The organism is Nocardioides sp. WG-D5, assembly GCF_054031175.1.
Window position 1 is genome coordinate 3,654,194 of sequence record NZ_CM132928.1, and the last position, 15,784, is coordinate 3,669,977.

Below are 15,784 nucleotides of genomic sequence, written 5' to 3' on the forward strand. Positions count from 1 at the left end.
CTGACCGTGTCAGGCTCCGAACAGCAGGTAGAGGCCCATGTAGGTGTAGAGCACCATCGCGATGAGTAGCGGCAACTGACCTGCGACCTGGTGACGGCGTGGGAGGAACTCCAAGGCACGGTCGTGAGCTGCGATGACGCCCAAGACGTGCCCGGTCACGATGGCGACGATCTTGGTCGTGGCCAGGAAGGTCGGATGCTGGGAGAACCAGTAGTTGACCTCCCAGTCGCCGGTCCCGAACAGATTCGCCCCGGTTCCGATGGGATCGCTGATCTGGATCAGAGTCTGTGAGCCGACCTGTACGAAGAAGCTCAGGTAGTGCGCCACCATGTAGCCGACGACGATCGGGACAACAGAGTGAGCCAGCCGACGTGGGGTCTGCCAGCGAGCGACCTTCCCATCCGCCCCTGTTGCCATCGACGCCGCCATGAAGACGACTCCGACGACGGTGACCGCCGTCAGCAGACCGGCTGTTCCCAACACGGTCTGATCGATGCCGCTGGACTGCACGAACCGGATCCAGGTCACGCTCTCGCGCCAGCTGTCGTATGCGGTGCTTGCGAGGAGGACGGCGACCGTGGCCACCAGTCCTGCTTCGCTCGGCACGCGGGCGATGTGCCGCAGTGGACTGATCCAGACGAGGTCGCCGTCGTCGTTGCGTGCCCAGGGTGAGAGGTGGGCCAGAAGGGTGGAGTAGACCTCGAACGGGTCGGCCCGCTCGAGCCATCGTTCGCCGAAGATCGCGCCGCCGATCAACATCGCAGCGAGGTAGCACGCGAACCACGCGCGAACCGAGCCCAGGTACGTCGCTTGGGGTGAGACCAGCTCGAGCCAGACGAAGGCGAACAGACCGATCGCTGCGGGCCAGTACCCCAGGTGGGCCGGATATCGGCGCTGGCCCTCGCCAGGTGGTCGCCCGGCGACCTTCGCGAGGATCGAGTGGAGGGTACGGGCCGGGCTGACAGCGCGGTAGAAGCGGCCGAACAGCAGCGAAGCCGAGACGATGCCGACCCAGAGCCAGACGTAGACCACGCCGAAGGTGGGGTTGCTCAGCAGGTCCGGCCCGAACAGCGCGGGCCAGAGCATGAAGCAGAAGAACGTCATCCCGAGTGTGCGGATGCTCGTGGTCCAGCCGCGGCTGTCGAGGAGGCCTGCCAGACCCACGTGGACAGTTCGCTCGCCGCCTGCCGTCGCGAACCGAGGCGTACGCCACGCCAGGAGCAGGACGACGAATGACAGCGCGAGGGCGGCGGTGCCGCCGGCGATCGCGAAGGGGGCAGGAATGGGCAGGTCGGCGCCCCCGCCCAAGCCATGCATGGGCAGGATCATGGGGAACAAGGTCAGTGCACCTCGATGAGGGCGACGACTGCGCTGGTGTCGTGGTCCTCGACCTCGACGGTGCCAGGGGTGCTCACGACGATCTCGCTGTTCGTGGTCCCCTCGGCGAACTCGATGAGCTGCTCGGAGGCGGAGTGGACGTGCAGCTCGCCGGCTCGGTCGGAGTCGATCTCCACGAGAAGCTTCTCTCCGGTGCCGAGATGGATCTCCTCCGCATTGGGCGACACCTCGTCGCCGTCGATCGTGACCGTGAGAGTCGGACCGAGATCGGTTGACGCGGTCGTGGGGCTGACCGGAGCTGCTGGCGATGTGGTAACCGAAGGGGTCACGGAGGACGTCGCATCGGTCGACTCGGCCGATGGGGCGGTGTCCTCGTCGGCGCTTCCGCACGCGGCGAGCGTGAGGACGAGCGTGAACGTCGCGGCGATGGTGATGCTGGATCGCCCGAGAGGGCGGTGGTACGTAGGCATGGGTACCTCTCGTGTGAGCCGCGTCTTAACCGGGGAGGGCCGAACCGGGCAGCGCCGCGAGCACCACGACGGTGGCCGAGGCCGACACCGCGGCCACCTCCTGCAGCCGCCGGCGAGCGGGTTTGTCCCGCCGGCCGCGGCTCTTCACGGGGTCGGATCTGCGGCGCCGCTCCCGGATCAGAAGTGCCACCCCCGTGCCGAAGATCACCACCGCCAGCGCGCCGTAGGCGATCAGCCGCCAGCCACCGGTCGCGGTCGCCGCGAGCAGCAGCACCGCACCGCCCACCGGCATGATCTGGGCGAGCAGCCGCTTGGCGGGCGCCGCCTGTCCACCGGCTCGACGCAGGATCGTCCACTGCATCACCGCGACGCCGACGACGACCGCAGCCGCAAGTAGGAGAGCGGTGCCCGCAGCCACGGTGAGCGGCCCCGGTCCCGCCGGTGCGTGCGGGCGGGCGAAGACCCAGGTGGCCGCCAACGCCGAGGCGGCCCCGAGCACCGTGGCGGCAGACGTCCAGCGCTCGACCGGGGTCCGGGCGGGCGCGCTTCGCAGGAGCTGCCAGAAGCCGAGTGTGATCGGCACCAGGATGAGCAGCCGGGCCATGAGCGCTGCCCCGATGTCCGACTTGAACGTCCCGGCGAGGAGTGCCGGATCGAACGCGTCCCCGAGCGAGGTCCGGGCGGCGTAACCGCCGAACGAGAGCAGGGACACGAGCGTCGCCAGCACCAAGGTCGCCCATGTGTACCCGAGAAGACGGCGCGATCCCGGGCGACGGATGCCCTCGGGCCAGACGACCCCGAGCACGAACACGGTGCCGACGCCGAGCACCAGGGCGGCTGTCGCGAGGGCTCCCGCGACTGTGTAGACCGTGACGACGACCGGGTCACGGTCGACGACGAGCCCGGGGACAGCGGTGAGCCTCGCCGCGGAGAACACCGAGAATGTCGACGACCCGACCATCGGTTCGAGGGCGCTGGACGGCACCGACCAGACGACCGAGTAGATCCCCTCGTAGCGGGTCTTCGGCATCGGCACGGCAACCGTGTCGTCGGCATCTGGCGGGTTGTACGGCCGGGTCGACACGATGCGCTCGCCTGCGGGATCCGTCATCTGGACCGTCGCGAGCTCCGCGGGGACCGGCCGGTCGAACGTGATCCGGACCTCGTCGGGGGACCTCACCGTCTCGCCGTCCTTCGGGCTCAGCGCGACCAGCACCGGGTCACCGGTTGGCGACGGCAGCACCGTGAGCAACACGCCCCAGCAGACTGCAACCAACACGACCAGGCCGATCACGCGCCGACGGAACCCGGGGTGCGATGGGGTCGTGACAGCCTGTGGGCGAATCTTCTGCGCCGTCATCGGCGGACCTCCTGCATGAGTCGGAATCTGGGGAAAGTGCCGGCGCCCGGCAGAGACGATCCGGGGCTGGGCTGCGCTGCCCAGCCCCGGACCGTCGGTGGTGTCAGATGGTGATCAGCAGGCCGACTCGTCGATCGGGTTGATCTGCTCGCAGGTCAGACCCTTTCGCCAGGCCGCCGGGATCTCCTGTGACCAGCCGTTGTAGACCAGCGGGAGGGCCAGGACGCCCTGTCCACCCACACCGGGGTGGGCGACGAGCTCGTCGTCCATCTTGGTGTCCGACGTCGGTCCCAGCGGCAGCTGGCCGGCGATGGCGGCATCCGAGATGTCGCCATCGTTGTTCGGGTCGACGTCGATGACCTGCATGGCGTTGGAGAACTTGTTGGAGACGTAGGCGTAGTAGCCGCCACCCTGCTTGGCGCCGAAGTTGGCGCCGTGGCAACCGGCGTTGCACGGCAGATCCTTGATCAACCTGTGCGTCTTCGGGTCGATCACGTTGACCGTCTGGGACAGGGTGTTCACCGCCAACAGCGCCTTACCGTCCGGGCTCACCGGGAGCTGGATGGTCAGTCCGCCCCACGACTTGCCCTTCTCAGGGCCGGACTGCGGGTCGTAGTTCTGCCACAGGTCGATCGTGGAGTTCTTCGCCACACCGCCGTCGGGGGTCGCACACGCGTCCTCCTTGAGCGACACACACGACACGCTCATGCCCAGGAAGTTGGACAGGTACGCCTTCTTCGAGTCCGGCGTCATCGACGTGGCGATCGGGAACGCCCCGACGGGCTCGTGCCTGACGGTGCCCGAGTCCAAGTCGGCGATGACGGCCTCCTCGGTCATCGTGTTCGGCGCGACGACCGTCTTGCCGTCATGGCTGGTCCAGTGCGCGTGCGGGTGCGGGGTCATGCCGCTCTCCGGGTCGGCGTGGATGCGCTTGACGACCTTCGTGGCGCCTGGTGCCGCCTCGACGATGTCCGTCCCGGCGTTGATGCCGATCGTGAGGTTGTCGTTGCCCGGACGGGTCATGACGTGTGCCGGGTTGGGCCCGACCTCGAGGCTCCGCACGAACTTGCCGGTCTCCCGGTCGAACACGTCGGTCTCGTTGTCGAACCACTCGTTCCCGTACACGTACTTGTAGTTCTTGTCCGACCACATGTTGTGGACGTTGTTCATGTTGATCTCGGGGGCCGCGATCTTCCGATCGATCGTCCAGTTCTCCACGTCGATCTTCGTGATGGAGCCGTGCTTCTCCTTCCCTGCGTAGTCCTCCATCTGTGTGGCCATCCAGACCTCACCCACGCCAGGGGTGGTGGGCTTCTTCAGCGCAGGCAGCTTCCTCGGGTACTCGAACTTCTGGTCGTAGTACGCGTCCAGGTTCGGGATCAGCACCGGCTTGCCGTCCGCGTCGTACTGCAGGATCGGGGCGGGCGGCTGGACCGGGTTCCAGGACACCTCCTTGGTGCTGCTGAACTGCTGCCAGTTGTTCGGGTTGGTGATGGTGAAGAAGGCGTTCACCAGCCGCTGGATGATGTCGGCGTTCGACGGAACGGCTTCGGGCTTGCCGTTGACCACCAGCTTCTCGCCGAAGTCGAGACCCAAGGTGAGCGGGTCGTCGACCACGACAGCGCCGAGCATGTACGGCGCGACCGAGTCGGTGAAGGCGTACAGCCCCGGCTCGGTGAGCTGGATCGTCTTCTCGCCGAAGAAGGCGCCCTTGGCATCCATGTACGGGAACTCGTCCGCTCCCTCCGGGGCGATCAGCCCGATGGGGTTACGGATTCCCTGCGACTTGGCCGGGTCCACGTTGAACGTGACGGTGACCGGAGGTCCCTCGACCGCGAACTCCTGGAGGGAGTCCAGGACACCCGCCAGGTCCACGCCGACCGGCAGCGAGGTCAGGTCGACCGGCTCGTCCGCCGGCATGTCGGCGACGGTCGTCTCGAGCTCGCCGATCAGCTTCTCGGCCTCGGCGGCCTTGGACGCCGCCTCCGGCGAGGACTTCGCGATGCCCTTCACGGTGGCCAGGGTCGTGTCGAGGGCCAGCGGGTCGGTCGGGGCACCCGCTCCGCCGGCGGCACCGAGCCCACCGAGGAGGTTCTCCACCAACGACCCGTCAGCCGGCAGCACCGGACCACCGACGGAGGGCAGGCCGCCAGAAGGTACGGCGACCCGGGGGAGGACGCCGACCGCGAGGGACTTGCTGCCGAAGAGGTTGAGCCCGGCGTCGAACCATCCTCCGTTCTCGTCGGTCAGGTCGAAGGTGATGGGGAGCGGGCCCACCCCGACCGGCTGCTGGCCCACCGCCGGCATCGTGGTCAGGCTCGCTGCTGTGATCGCCGAGGCCGCCGCCACGGCGACTGCACCGAGCCGTCGCCGTCGCTTCTTGAGCCCCAAGAAGCCTTGGGGAGCTAATTCAGACATAGAACGCATCTCCTTTTCGCGCATTGATGTGAGCTCCAAGGTGAAGATTTGGGGATTCCGAGGAGTGTGATCCACTAAATCCTGTGCGCATTAAGGCCCCAGAACCCTGGGCGAAATCTCATCGTTAATGGGACCTCACAGCCTCACGAGCGGCATTAAGAGCCGGGAAGTGATGAGGTAAAAACCAGGCGTGATGTTCTCGATAATACCCCGGGCGGTTTCACCTCGATAATACCCCGGGGCGTTTATTCGGGGACCTCTAATGCGGGCCGCGGGTGGCCGCCTGAAAAGGAAGAATTGGGCGCCCTCGTCCTCTTTTTACTGCCGCGTTACATCACAGCGACGAAGCAGACATACCTGGTCGGCCTACTGACTATCTGAGCCTGAATAGCGCTTCTGTGAAGCCTTGAAACATCCAAAACAAACCTCTGAAACATCCGCAACCAGTTGGGTATTCGAGGTGAAAAGTAAAGAAGGAGGGGTCATGTCTGGTTTTACCTACGATTACCAGGACGGCGCTGGAGGGAAGATCCGAGTGGTCGTCGCCGGCGCTGCATGCAAGCGGGTGCTGGCATGACCACGATCCCCACCGAACCCTCACAGCCCCGGACTGGTCCCGGCACGCCCGACCGAAAGCGCTCCAGCGCCCTGCTGTGGTTGCTCGCGCGACGCGTGCACTTCATGGCGGGCCTTCTGGTCGCGCCGTTCCTTGCGGTGTTGGCGTTGACCGGCCTGGCCTACGCCTTCAGCCCCCAGATCAACGATGTGCTGTACGGCGACAAACTGTATGTCGAGGCGCAGACCGGAAGCCCCCGACCTTTGTCGGAGCAGGTCGCGGCGGCCCTCGCCGTCCATCCTGAAGCACATGTCACGTCAGTCATTCCGGCGGAGAACCCTGACCGAACCACCGAGGTCGTGCTCGGGGGCATCGAAGGCCTGAAAGAGACCGGGAGCGACTTCTCCTCCGAGTCGCTGACCGTGTACGTCGATCCGTACACCGGTGGCGTCAACGGGGAGCTGGTCACCGTGGACAACCGCCCACCCGCGCAGGTGTGGCTGCGCGAGTTCCACGGCAACCTGCACCTGGGTGACCCAGGTCGGCTCTATTCCGAGTTCGTTGCCAGCTGGCTGCCCCTGATCGTGCTCGGTGGCCTGGTGCTGTGGCTCAGTAAACGCGCCCGTGGCCGATCCCTGCGGGCCTTGCTGGTTCCGTCCTTCACGGCCAAGGGACGTGGACGCAATCGGTCCTGGCACGGGGTCCTGGGTCTCTGGCTGGCGGTCGGACTGCTCGGCATCAGCATCACCGGCCTGACCTGGTCGAACTATGCGGGTGGACGCGTCGACGCCGCGATCACAGCCCTGAACGGTAAGACACCTTGGCTTTCGATGCCGGAGGTGACGCCCGCGGACAGTGCTGAGCCGATCAGTTTCGACGGTGCCGTCGAGGTGGCCAGGTCCGAAGGTCTGCAGGGTGAACTCACTGTCGTCCCACCGCACGCTGCCGAAGAGCCCTTCACCGTCAAGGAGTCGTCCGACGGGATGCCGATCCGCAAGACCTCCGTCGTCATCGATCCCTACACGGAGCAGGTCACTGCCCGCCTGGGCTGGGAGGACTACCCGTTGATGGCCAAGCTCACCAGCATCGGTATCGCCGCCCACAGCGGCACTCTGTTCGGTCTGGCCAACCAGCTCGCGCTGGCCCTGCTGGCCTTGGGGTCGCTCGTGCTCCTGGGGCTGGGATACCGGATGTGGTGGCAGCGCAGGCCGACTCGGTCCGGGCGTTCCGCCCCGGCGCCGGTGTGGCCCAACCTGTCGGTGCCGACGCTGGTCGTGGTGCTTCTCATGGCGGGTGCCCTTGGCTGGGCGATGCCGGTCTTCGGCGTCACCCTCGTCGCCTTCGTCGTCCTCGACGGAACCGTGAATGCGCTGCGGCGGCGCCGTGCCCGTGTGACCGTTCTCTGAGGCCTCAGCGAAGCAGAGACGCCGCCGAAAGCGGTTGGAGCCTCGGCAGCGCGTCAACCTGCCCTGACCAGAGGCCGTTACGTGTCAGAGGGGACGCCCGAGCGCCGTGGCCAGCGAGACCGCGACCGCCATCACGGCCAGCTCGAGCCCGGCCCACGCGGTGAGTGGCGTGGGCTGTTGGCGTGCCACGCGGTCGACGACGGCAGAACGGATGTACGCCCCCGAGCAGCCCAGTAGCACCATGCAGGCGAGCTTGCCCATGACCAGCCAGCCGGCACCGGTCTGTGTCAATGCGTCGACCACGTCTCCGAGGGGCGGCGTCACGTCGCCGGTCAGCCGGGTCGCGGCCAACAACAGGCCGCTGACCCCCACCAGCGCGAAACTCACCTCGGCGACCCTCGAGAACCGGGGAAGGACGACAGCCAGCGCCTGGCGGTCGGCGCCGATGATCAGGGAGGTGATCGCCAGTCCGCCCACCCAGAGTGCCGCTCCGGTCACGTGGAGGGCGCTCGCCGTCATCAGCAGCAACGGTGGCTCACCCTGCGAAGGGTGCCCGCTCATCGACACGGCCGTCAGGCCCGACAGCGCGATCAGAAAGCCCACGTCCGGCGGCAGCGACGGCCGCCGCAAGCGGGCAACCGAATAGGCGGTCAACGCTCCCGCCGACCCGGCGCTGATCAGCAGTGCGAGACCCAGGCTGACGTTTCCGCCGTAGCCGAGCACGCCGCCGACCGGCAGCCGAAGCTGGCGGAGCGAGATCTCCGCCGCGTTGAACCAGAGACCCAGCAGCGCCGCGACCGTCCAGACTGCTGCGGTCCACACCGCCGCCGTTGACGTACGTCGGGCCAGGGCAGGAGCACGGTCGCGACCAGCCTCACCGAGAAGCACCAGCACCAGCACGGAGCCCACGGCGCCGATCGCGCACACGTTCGCGATCCAGCGGAGCAGCGGGATTCCGGTGCGCACCACCACCGACGGCTCGGGAATGCCGACGACCGGGTGGGGCAGTGTGACGAGTATCCCGAAGGCAAGCACGACGAGGCTCGCGCCGACAAGCGCCGATACCTGCAGGAGCCAGGCACGGTCGTTCATATCGCATCCGTTCGGCGTACGGTCCGGCGGCCGACAGCCCCGACGCACACCGCGATCGCGGACAGCAGCGCGATCCACAACCACGCGGGCATCGCTGCCAGACCACGCGGCTGATCCACGTTGAACGCCGTCATCGCTGCGGCGGCGGACGCGGCGGAAGCTGTGGAAGCGGTGTACGCGGCGGACGCCGACCGCCGGATGTCGATCGGCACCGACCCTGTGATCGGGTGACCGTCCGCTCCGAGCACTCGGTAGTGGATCTGGTAGCGGCCCGGCGGCCCCACCTCACTCATCGAGGCGGTCAGGGTGTTCCCGTTGATGTGAGCACGACCGCACGCCCAGTGGCTGTTCTTTGGGCCGGTCACCACTACGCCGTTTGCGCCGGGGAACGCTTGGACCGGCTGGTCGAAAGTGAGCACTACCTCCGACGGGCCGGCGGCGAGCACGGCGCCGGCCTGCGGAAGGCTCTCGACCAAGTGCGCGTGCGCGGACGCTGGGGCCGCTGTGAATAGTGTGGGAGTCAGGAACGAGAGCGCGAAGATCATCGCTGCGAACGTCGTCGCGAGTCGCCGCGATCCGCGTGTGGAAGAATTCGACATTGCTTTCACCTGAGCGAGTCTCGAGTCATCGAACTAGGGGGTCCTGGCTCAGTCGACACCGGGCCTGCGCATGAGAGCGCAGCACCACGTGTCGTGCGCCATCTATGGCCTCAGTGCCCGGTGGCGAAGGACGAATGGGATCGGGATGGTGAATGCCCATTCTGTGTTCGCGAACGCGCACGGCAATGTGTATGTCGTTAGCGCCGAAAATCTGGCACTTATAGTTGATCTCAGACCGGTTCCGGAGCAGTTACGCATGCGCATGCCCCCTGTAACAACGAAAAGTGCTGAGTGAAGTGTTCTTAACGCTGGCGTTCAGCGATTCGGGGTGGCTGCAACACCCTGGTAACACCTGGCTGTTGTTCAGCCTTTAACTGTTGGTGTGAGTGCGTAATGGGGACAGGGTGCTGGTCACGCTGGTGACGGAACTGTCGTACGCCTATCGCCTCGAGCGCGTCGAGAAATCGACGAAGCCAGGCCCCGGCTGGCTGCCGGAACCTGGCTTCTCGCGTCGGACTTCGTTCCTCAGGCTTTCTTGGTCGCCCAGAAGATCTCGGCGATCTCGTCGATCTTGGCGAGGAGCTTGTCGGCGGTCTCGAGGTCGAGGGTGCCCTTGGTGCCGGAGGCGCCGGCGAGCTTGGTGGCCTCGTTGACGAGGGTGTGGAGCTGGGGGTAGGCCTCGAAGTGCGGGGGCTTGAAGTAGTCGGTCCACAGCACCCACAGGTGCTCCTTGACCAGGTTGGAGCGCTGTTCCTTGATGATGATGGCGCGGGTGCGGAAGTCGGGGTCGTCGCTGTCCAGGGCCTTCTGGATGACCGCCTTGACGGACTCGGCCTCGATGCGGGCCTGGGCGGGGTCGTAGACGCCGCAGGGCAGGTCGCAGTGGGCCGAGACCTCGATGGTGGGAGCGAACAGACGCATGGTGGATCCTCTCGATGATGTGGTGAACAGACCGTCGAGCCCGACGGTCAGGAAGCCTTCTCGGGCAGGATGCGGTCGAGCGGGACGGTGCCGGCGGACGGGCCGAGCGACCAGTAGTGCCGGTCGTGGTGGAGGAGCGGTTCGGCGGTCTCGTCGAGACTGACCGCGTCGATCTCGAGCAGCACCAGCCAGGCCTCACCGGCGGGGACGACGCGCACCACCTGCCCGTAGAAGCTCGCTGCGGCATCGTCCAGGACCGGTGGCTCGCCGTGCTGGAGGGTCCAGCCCTGCGCCACGGTGAACCGCGGTGCGGTGCGGTCGGCGAAGGCCGCAGCCACGTCGGCCTGGGAATCGGTCAGGACGTGCACCGCGAGACGGTCGCTCGCGGTGAGTGCGGGCCCGGACCGGCCGGAGCGCGAGACCGAGAACGACAGCATCGGCGGGTTCGCGCTCACTGAGGCCACGCTCGAGACCGTGGCCCCGACGGGCCCGGTGTCGGTCGAGGTGGCGACGACGGCCACGCCGGTGGGGTATCGACGGAAGCCGGCCTTGAACTGGTCGGTGAGTGTGTCGCTCACACCCCCTCCTCTCTCTTTCGCAGCGACGCTAAAACATCAAGTCCAGTTGAGGTCCAGTGATCCATGGTGTGATCGAGGACTCATCGGCCTTTCCGCGCCTGAGATCATGGACCAGCCGGAGGTGTTACTTGTTAGTTTAGCTAAGGACTTGTTATACAACTCCGGTTGGGATGGCGCAGTCCGCCGATTCCAGCGCCGTCGCCGATGGCGTCGACGGACGCTGCGGCCGCTACGACTTCGAAGCTTGGACGCCGGTCGCCTAACCTTCCCAAAGAAACGCTCTGCCTCACGATCTAAGGAGTCCCTTCGTGGACGTCTCCCCGCTCATCTGGTGGTTGACCATCGGCATCGCCAGTGCCGTGCTGCTCTTCGACGTACTCGTCATCGGCCGTCGTCCGCACGAGCCCTCGCGCCGGGAGCTGATCGTCGCGCTGAGCGTCTACATCGGCCTGGCCGTGCTGTTCGGCATCGGGATCTACGTGTTCGCGGGGCATGAGTACGGCACGCAGTTCTTCGCGGGCTGGGTGACCGAGTACTCGCTCTCGGTCGACAACCTGTTCATCTTCATCATCATCATGTCCAAGTTCGCGGTGCCGAGGCAGTTCCAGCAGAAGGCGCTGCTGATCGGCATCATCCTGGCGCTGGTCTTCCGCGGCATCTTCATCGCCGTCGGTGCGGCCGCGATCGAGAACTTCAGCTGGGTCTTCTACCTCTTCGGTGCGTTCCTGATCTACACCGCGGTCAAGCTGGCCCTGGAGGGCGGCGAGGACGAGGACGAGTACGAAGAGCCGGCCGTGGTGAAGTTCCTCGAGCGCCACATCCCGCTGACCTCGCAGTGGGGCGAGAGCGCGAAGATGTTCATCCGGGAGAACGGCAAGCGGGTCGCGACCCCGATGTTCGTGGTCATCTGCGCCCTGGGCACCACCGACCTGCTGTTCGCCCTCGACTCGATCCCGGCGATCTACGGTCTGACCAATGAGGCCTACCTGGTCCTGACCGCCAACATCTTCGCGCTGATGGGTCTGCGCCAGCTCTACTTCCTCATCGGCGGTCTGCTCGAGCGCCTGGTCTACCTGTCCTACGGCCTGGCGATCCTGCTCGGGTTCATCGGTCTCAAGCTCGTCTTCCACGCGCTGCACGAGAACGAGCTGCCCTTCATCAACGGTGGCCACCACGTCGAGTGGGCCCCGGAGGTCTCCATCGAGGTCTCGCTCAGCGTCATCGTCGGCATCCTGGCGATCACCACCATCCTGAGCCTGCTCAAGTCGCGCAGCATGACCGAGAAGGAGCGCGACGAGGCCACCGGCCCGCGCAGCATGTAAGCCCTACGCTGAGGTCATGACTTCAGTCCCTGCCCCAGGTCCCCGTTGGCTCGGTGACCTGGGGCAGGTCGCATTGGCGGGGGCGCTCGCACTGGTGCTGCTGCCGGTCGGCTGGACGTCGGTGCTCGAGGGCGAGATCGCCAGAGGCTGGGAGATCGCGCTCGTCGCCGCGCTCGTGGTTCTTCACAGCGCCGTGGCCACCGCCCGCCGCTGGCCGCTGGTCTCCTTCGCGGCTGGGTCGGTGGCCGAGCTCGTGATGGTCGCGGCCCCGGACCTGAGCGGGCCCACGGCCGAGGCGGCGGGGAGCGACTACGGGCCGGTGCTGCTGCCGAGCAGCCTGTGCTTCTTCGTGCTGCTCTACGCGGTGAGCGCACGTGACCGGAGGCCGTGGCCAGGGATCGCGCTCGGGATCGGGTTGGTCGGCTGCCTGGTGACCGTCGTACGTCTGTCGGGGTTCGAGGGCACCGGGCTGCAGGGGTGGACGTGGTGGCTGATGGTGGCCACCGCGACGCTTGGTGCGACGGTGGCGGCCTGGGCGCTCGGCCGGTTCCGGGCGACCCGGGCCGCCTGGATCGACCAGCTCGCCGACCGTGCGGCTGCCGAGGAGCGCCAGCGCATCGCGCGGGAGATGCACGACGTGGTGGCGCACTCGCTGGCGGTCGTGGTGAGCCACGCCGAGGCGGGCCGGATGGTCGTCGGGCAGCAGCCGGAGCGGGCCTCCGGGATCCTCGACACCATCGCGACCACCGGTCGGGAGGCCCTCGCGGAGATGCGCGGGCTGCTCGGTGTGCTCGGTGGCGAGTCATCTCGACAAGCTCGATACATCGCCTCGACAGAGCCGCAGCCGGGGCTGGCCGACGTCGATGACCTCGTCGGCCGGATGCGCGAGGCCGGTCTGAGGGTCCACCTCGAGGCGGACGACCCGGGGCCGGTCGCTCCTGCCGTCGGTCTGACCGCCTATCGCGTCGTACAGGAGGCGCTCACCAACGTCTCCCGCCATGCGGGTCCCGGAGCCGTCGCGACCGTGTCGGTGACCCGCACCGGGCGCCAGCTGCGGGTCGAGGTCAGCGACGACGGCGCGGGCATCCAGAGTCCGCCCGGCCGAGGGCTGAGCGGGATGCGCGAGCGGGTGGCCGCGGTGGGCGGCACGCTCGAGGCCGGGCCGAGCGGCGAGGGGTGGCGGGTCCGCGCCATGATGCCGCTGTGACGGAACCAGAGACCCCTATTCGGGTCGCGATCGTGGACGACCAGGAGCTGATGCGCTCGGCCCTCCGGATGATGGTGGAGAGCCAGCCCGACCTCGAGCTCGCCGGTGAGGCGGCCGACGGGCACGAGGCGCTCGCCCTGGTGCGTACGAAGCGGGTCGACGTCGTCCTCATGGACCTGCGGATGCCGCGCCTCGACGGGATCCAGGCCACGGCAGCGATCACCGGCGAGCAGCCGGCGACGCGCGTGATCGCGCTGACCACGTTCGACCTCGACGACTACGCGTTCCCGTCGATCCGCGCCGGTGCCAGCGGGTTCCTGCTCAAGGACGCCCGGGCCGAGGAGATCGTCGAGGCGATCCGGACCGTTCACGCAGGTCACGCGGTGGTCGCACCGTCGACGACGCGCCGGCTGCTGGAGCACGTGGCGACCGCTCCGGCTCCGGACAACGGGCGGGCCGCCGACATCCGGGCGACGCTCACGCCCCGCGAGCTCGACATGCTGCTCGAGCTCGCCACCGGCGACAGCAACGCCGAGATCGCCCGTCGCGTCCATCTCTCCGAGGCGACGGTGAAGACGCATGTCGGCCATGTGCTCGCCAAGCTCGGCCTGCGCGACCGGGTGCAGGCGGTCGTGCTGGCGTACGAGACCGGGTTGGTCGGACCCCGGAGCTGAGCCTCATCCTGGAGGATGAGAGGCCCGCGACCTGAGGGCGACGAACCGCGGCCGCGCGCGCACGAGTGTGGAGACATGACCACACACGCACCCGTCGGGCCCGCCCCGATCAGAACCAGACCGCTTCCGACCGGCGCCTACTCCGGGCAGTCATGGCGGATCCACCAGATCACCGAGGACTTCGAGCTCGAGGACGTCTGGGCCCTGCCCGTCCACGGCGGCGCCGACGACTTTCCCCGCTTCGTCGAGTCGATGATGAGCGGCGAGGAGCGTGACTTCCCGGCGGCGTACCGCTTCCTCTTCGCGGTCCGCTGGGCGCTCGGCCGGATGCTCGGCACCGAGCAGGACGAGCACGGCCTCGGGCGCCGCGTCGCCTCGCTGGTCGACCGGCTCCCGGCCGACCTCCGGGACCATCCCGGACCCGAGCGCGACGCGAGCCCGTTCCACGCGCTCTACCTGACGGACCGGGAGTACGCCGCGGAGATCGCCAACCGCACGATGCACGGTGTCCTGCACCTCGGCTGGGTCGAGGACGAGACCGCGCCCGACGGCTACAGCGCGCAGCTGAGCGTGCTGGTGCGGCCGAACGGGCTGTTCGGGGAGGCCTACATGGCCCTCATCAAGCCGTTCCGCTACCTCGTCGTCTACCCGGCGCTGCTGCGCACGGTCGGCCGTCGCTGGGAGAACGCTCAGGGGGTGGCCCGATGCGATGTATCGAGCTTGTCGAGATGACGACCACGATGCAACGTACGCAGCCCCGATCGTCCGTTCGCCGCGCGGCGCCCTGGGTGGCCGGTGCCTGGGCGCTCGCCTACGGCGCGCTGTCCGGGCTCGCGCTCGTGGGCCGGACGTCCGACCCGTGGGCGCCCGAGCCCGCCTCGCCGCTCGGCGGGCTCAGCGGCACCCAGATGTCCTGGGTGGTCACCGTCGCCGCGCTCCTGGTGCTGGCCGCCGGGGTCGCGGGAGCCGTCGGCCGGGAGCGTCCTACGCAGCGGCGGGCCGGCTGGCTGCTGGTCGGGGTGGGGCTCGTGGTGGCGCTGGTCGTCTCCGACGTCCGCGCGCTGTCCTTCCTGGGCTATCTGCCGCAGACGCTGCTCGCCCTGGTCGGCGTCGGTCCGGCCGCCGGCCACCTGAACTGGGCGATCTTCCTCGACTCGGGCACGGCGCTCGCGCACGCGGTCGGCGGGATCGCGAGCGTGGTCACCGGCATCGGTCTGCTCGAACGGGCCGCACCGGAGGGCCGGATCGACTGGGGTCGCTGGGCGCGCTGGGGTCGCCCGGCCGTCACGGTCGCGGTCGTCGTACCCCTCCTCTACGCCGTCACCCGGATCGCCTGGGCGGTGGGCGTGCCGCTCGGGATCAGGCAGGAGATGCTCGACGAGCTCGGCTCGGGGAGATGGGCCGGCCTCGGGCTGGCGCTCTTCGCGGTCGTCGGGGCGGTGCTGACCTGGGGTCTGGTCGCCCGCTGGGGCGAGGTCTTCTGGGCCTGGGTGCCGCGGTTCGGCGGCCGTCCGGTGCCGGTGGCGATGGCGCTGGTGCCCGGGATCCTGGTCGCCGCCGCGGTCACCTCCGCCGGGCTGTCCTTCTGGCGGATGGTGGTCGCCGGTGACCTCTGGGCCGTCCCCGGCGCCACCTCGGACTGGGCGGCATGGGCCCCCGAGATGCTCTGGCCGGTGTGGGGCGTGGCGCTCGCCGTCGCCTGCCTGGCCTACCTGGGACGACGCGCCGGGCAAGTGGAACTCTTGGCCACGCCCAGGAAAACTCTCGGCTGATCCCGGGCTGGAACGGCGCTCAACAGGGACCATGTACCCATGCGTATCCGTCCCCCACGCGCCGGTCGCCA

The 15,784-nt window shown here is 68.0% G+C and carries 14 protein-coding genes; 6 read left to right on the forward strand and 8 right to left on the reverse strand.

Going from position 1 to position 15,784, the window contains the following annotated elements; all coding sequences use genetic code 11:
• Positions 1-9: 9 nt before the first annotated feature.
• The 4 genes from ACWZJV_RS17795 to ACWZJV_RS17810 all read right to left on the reverse strand — a co-directional run bounded on the left by ACWZJV_RS17795 (position 10) and on the right by ACWZJV_RS17810 (position 5,586).
• Positions 10-1,317, reverse strand: a complete 1,308-nt coding sequence (locus ACWZJV_RS17795) for a hypothetical protein (RefSeq protein WP_457177542.1) — start codon at positions 1,315-1,317, stop codon at positions 10-12.
• Positions 1,318-1,340: 23 nt separating this feature from the next.
• On the reverse strand, positions 1,341-1,808 hold the full coding sequence (locus ACWZJV_RS17800; protein WP_196875638.1) for a hypothetical protein: 468 nt from the start codon (positions 1,806-1,808) through the stop codon (positions 1,341-1,343).
• A gap of 25 nt (positions 1,809-1,833) precedes the next feature.
• On the reverse strand, positions 1,834-3,063 hold the full coding sequence (locus tag ACWZJV_RS17805; RefSeq protein ID WP_196875637.1) for a copper resistance CopC family protein: 1,230 nt from the start codon (positions 3,061-3,063) through the stop codon (positions 1,834-1,836).
• Positions 3,064-3,282: 219 nt separating this feature from the next.
• Positions 3,283-5,586 carry a YncE family protein gene (locus tag ACWZJV_RS17810; protein ID WP_457177544.1) on the reverse strand — a complete coding sequence of 768 codons (2,304 nt, stop codon included), beginning with the start codon at positions 5,584-5,586 and terminating at the stop codon, positions 3,283-3,285.
• A gap of 573 nt (positions 5,587-6,159) precedes the next feature.
• On the opposite strand from ACWZJV_RS17810, the gene ACWZJV_RS17815 reads away from it, so the two are divergent.
• Positions 6,160-7,548, forward strand: a complete 1,389-nt coding sequence (locus ACWZJV_RS17815) for a PepSY-associated TM helix domain-containing protein (RefSeq protein WP_457177546.1) — start codon at positions 6,160-6,162, stop codon at positions 7,546-7,548.
• Positions 7,549-7,632: 84 nt separating this feature from the next.
• Here the strand turns inward: ACWZJV_RS17815 and ACWZJV_RS17820 are convergent, their stop codons facing one another.
• The 4 genes from ACWZJV_RS17820 to ACWZJV_RS17835 all read right to left on the reverse strand — a co-directional run bounded on the left by ACWZJV_RS17820 (position 7,633) and on the right by ACWZJV_RS17835 (position 10,738).
• Complete coding sequence (locus ACWZJV_RS17820; protein ID WP_457177548.1) at positions 7,633-8,640, reverse strand: copper resistance D family protein; 1,008 nt, start codon at positions 8,638-8,640, stop codon at positions 7,633-7,635.
• Positions 8,637-9,185, reverse strand: coding sequence for a copper resistance CopC family protein (locus ACWZJV_RS17825; protein WP_457177550.1), 549 nt, complete (start codon positions 9,183-9,185; stop codon positions 8,637-8,639). Before ACWZJV_RS17825 ends, ACWZJV_RS17820 begins: the two co-directional genes overlap by 4 nt.
• Before the next feature lie 579 nt (positions 9,186-9,764).
• Positions 9,765-10,160, reverse strand: a complete 396-nt coding sequence (gene sodN, locus ACWZJV_RS17830; RefSeq protein ID WP_008362648.1) for a superoxide dismutase, Ni — start codon at positions 10,158-10,160, stop codon at positions 9,765-9,767.
• A gap of 47 nt (positions 10,161-10,207) precedes the next feature.
• Complete coding sequence (locus ACWZJV_RS17835) at positions 10,208-10,738, reverse strand: flavin reductase family protein (protein ID WP_457177552.1); 531 nt, start codon at positions 10,736-10,738, stop codon at positions 10,208-10,210.
• A 308-nt stretch (positions 10,739-11,046) separates the two neighbouring features.
• On the opposite strand from ACWZJV_RS17835, the gene ACWZJV_RS17840 reads away from it, so the two are divergent.
• The 5 genes from ACWZJV_RS17840 (at position 11,047) to ACWZJV_RS17860 (ending at position 15,713) form a co-directional block, all read left to right on the forward strand.
• Entirely contained in the window at positions 11,047-12,060 is a 1,014-nt protein-coding gene (locus ACWZJV_RS17840; RefSeq protein WP_457177554.1) for a TerC family protein, read from the forward strand.
• Between the two features lie 16 nt (positions 12,061-12,076).
• Entirely contained in the window at positions 12,077-13,267 is a 1,191-nt protein-coding gene (locus ACWZJV_RS17845) for a sensor histidine kinase (protein ID WP_457177556.1), read from the forward strand.
• Positions 13,264-13,941, forward strand: coding sequence for a response regulator transcription factor (locus tag ACWZJV_RS17850; RefSeq protein WP_196875630.1), 678 nt, complete (start codon positions 13,264-13,266; stop codon positions 13,939-13,941). The genes ACWZJV_RS17845 and ACWZJV_RS17850 overlap by 4 nt, the downstream gene beginning before the upstream one ends.
• A gap of 75 nt (positions 13,942-14,016) precedes the next feature.
• Positions 14,017-14,673 carry a DUF2867 domain-containing protein gene (locus tag ACWZJV_RS17855; protein ID WP_196875629.1) on the forward strand — a complete coding sequence of 219 codons (657 nt, stop codon included), beginning with the start codon at positions 14,017-14,019 and terminating at the stop codon, positions 14,671-14,673.
• The gene (locus tag ACWZJV_RS17860; protein ID WP_196875628.1) at positions 14,670-15,713 is read left to right on the forward strand and encodes a hypothetical protein; all 1,044 of its coding nucleotides are present in this window, start codon (positions 14,670-14,672) and stop codon (positions 15,711-15,713) included. Before ACWZJV_RS17855 ends, ACWZJV_RS17860 begins: the two co-directional genes overlap by 4 nt.
• Positions 15,714-15,784: the final 71 nt, after the last annotated feature.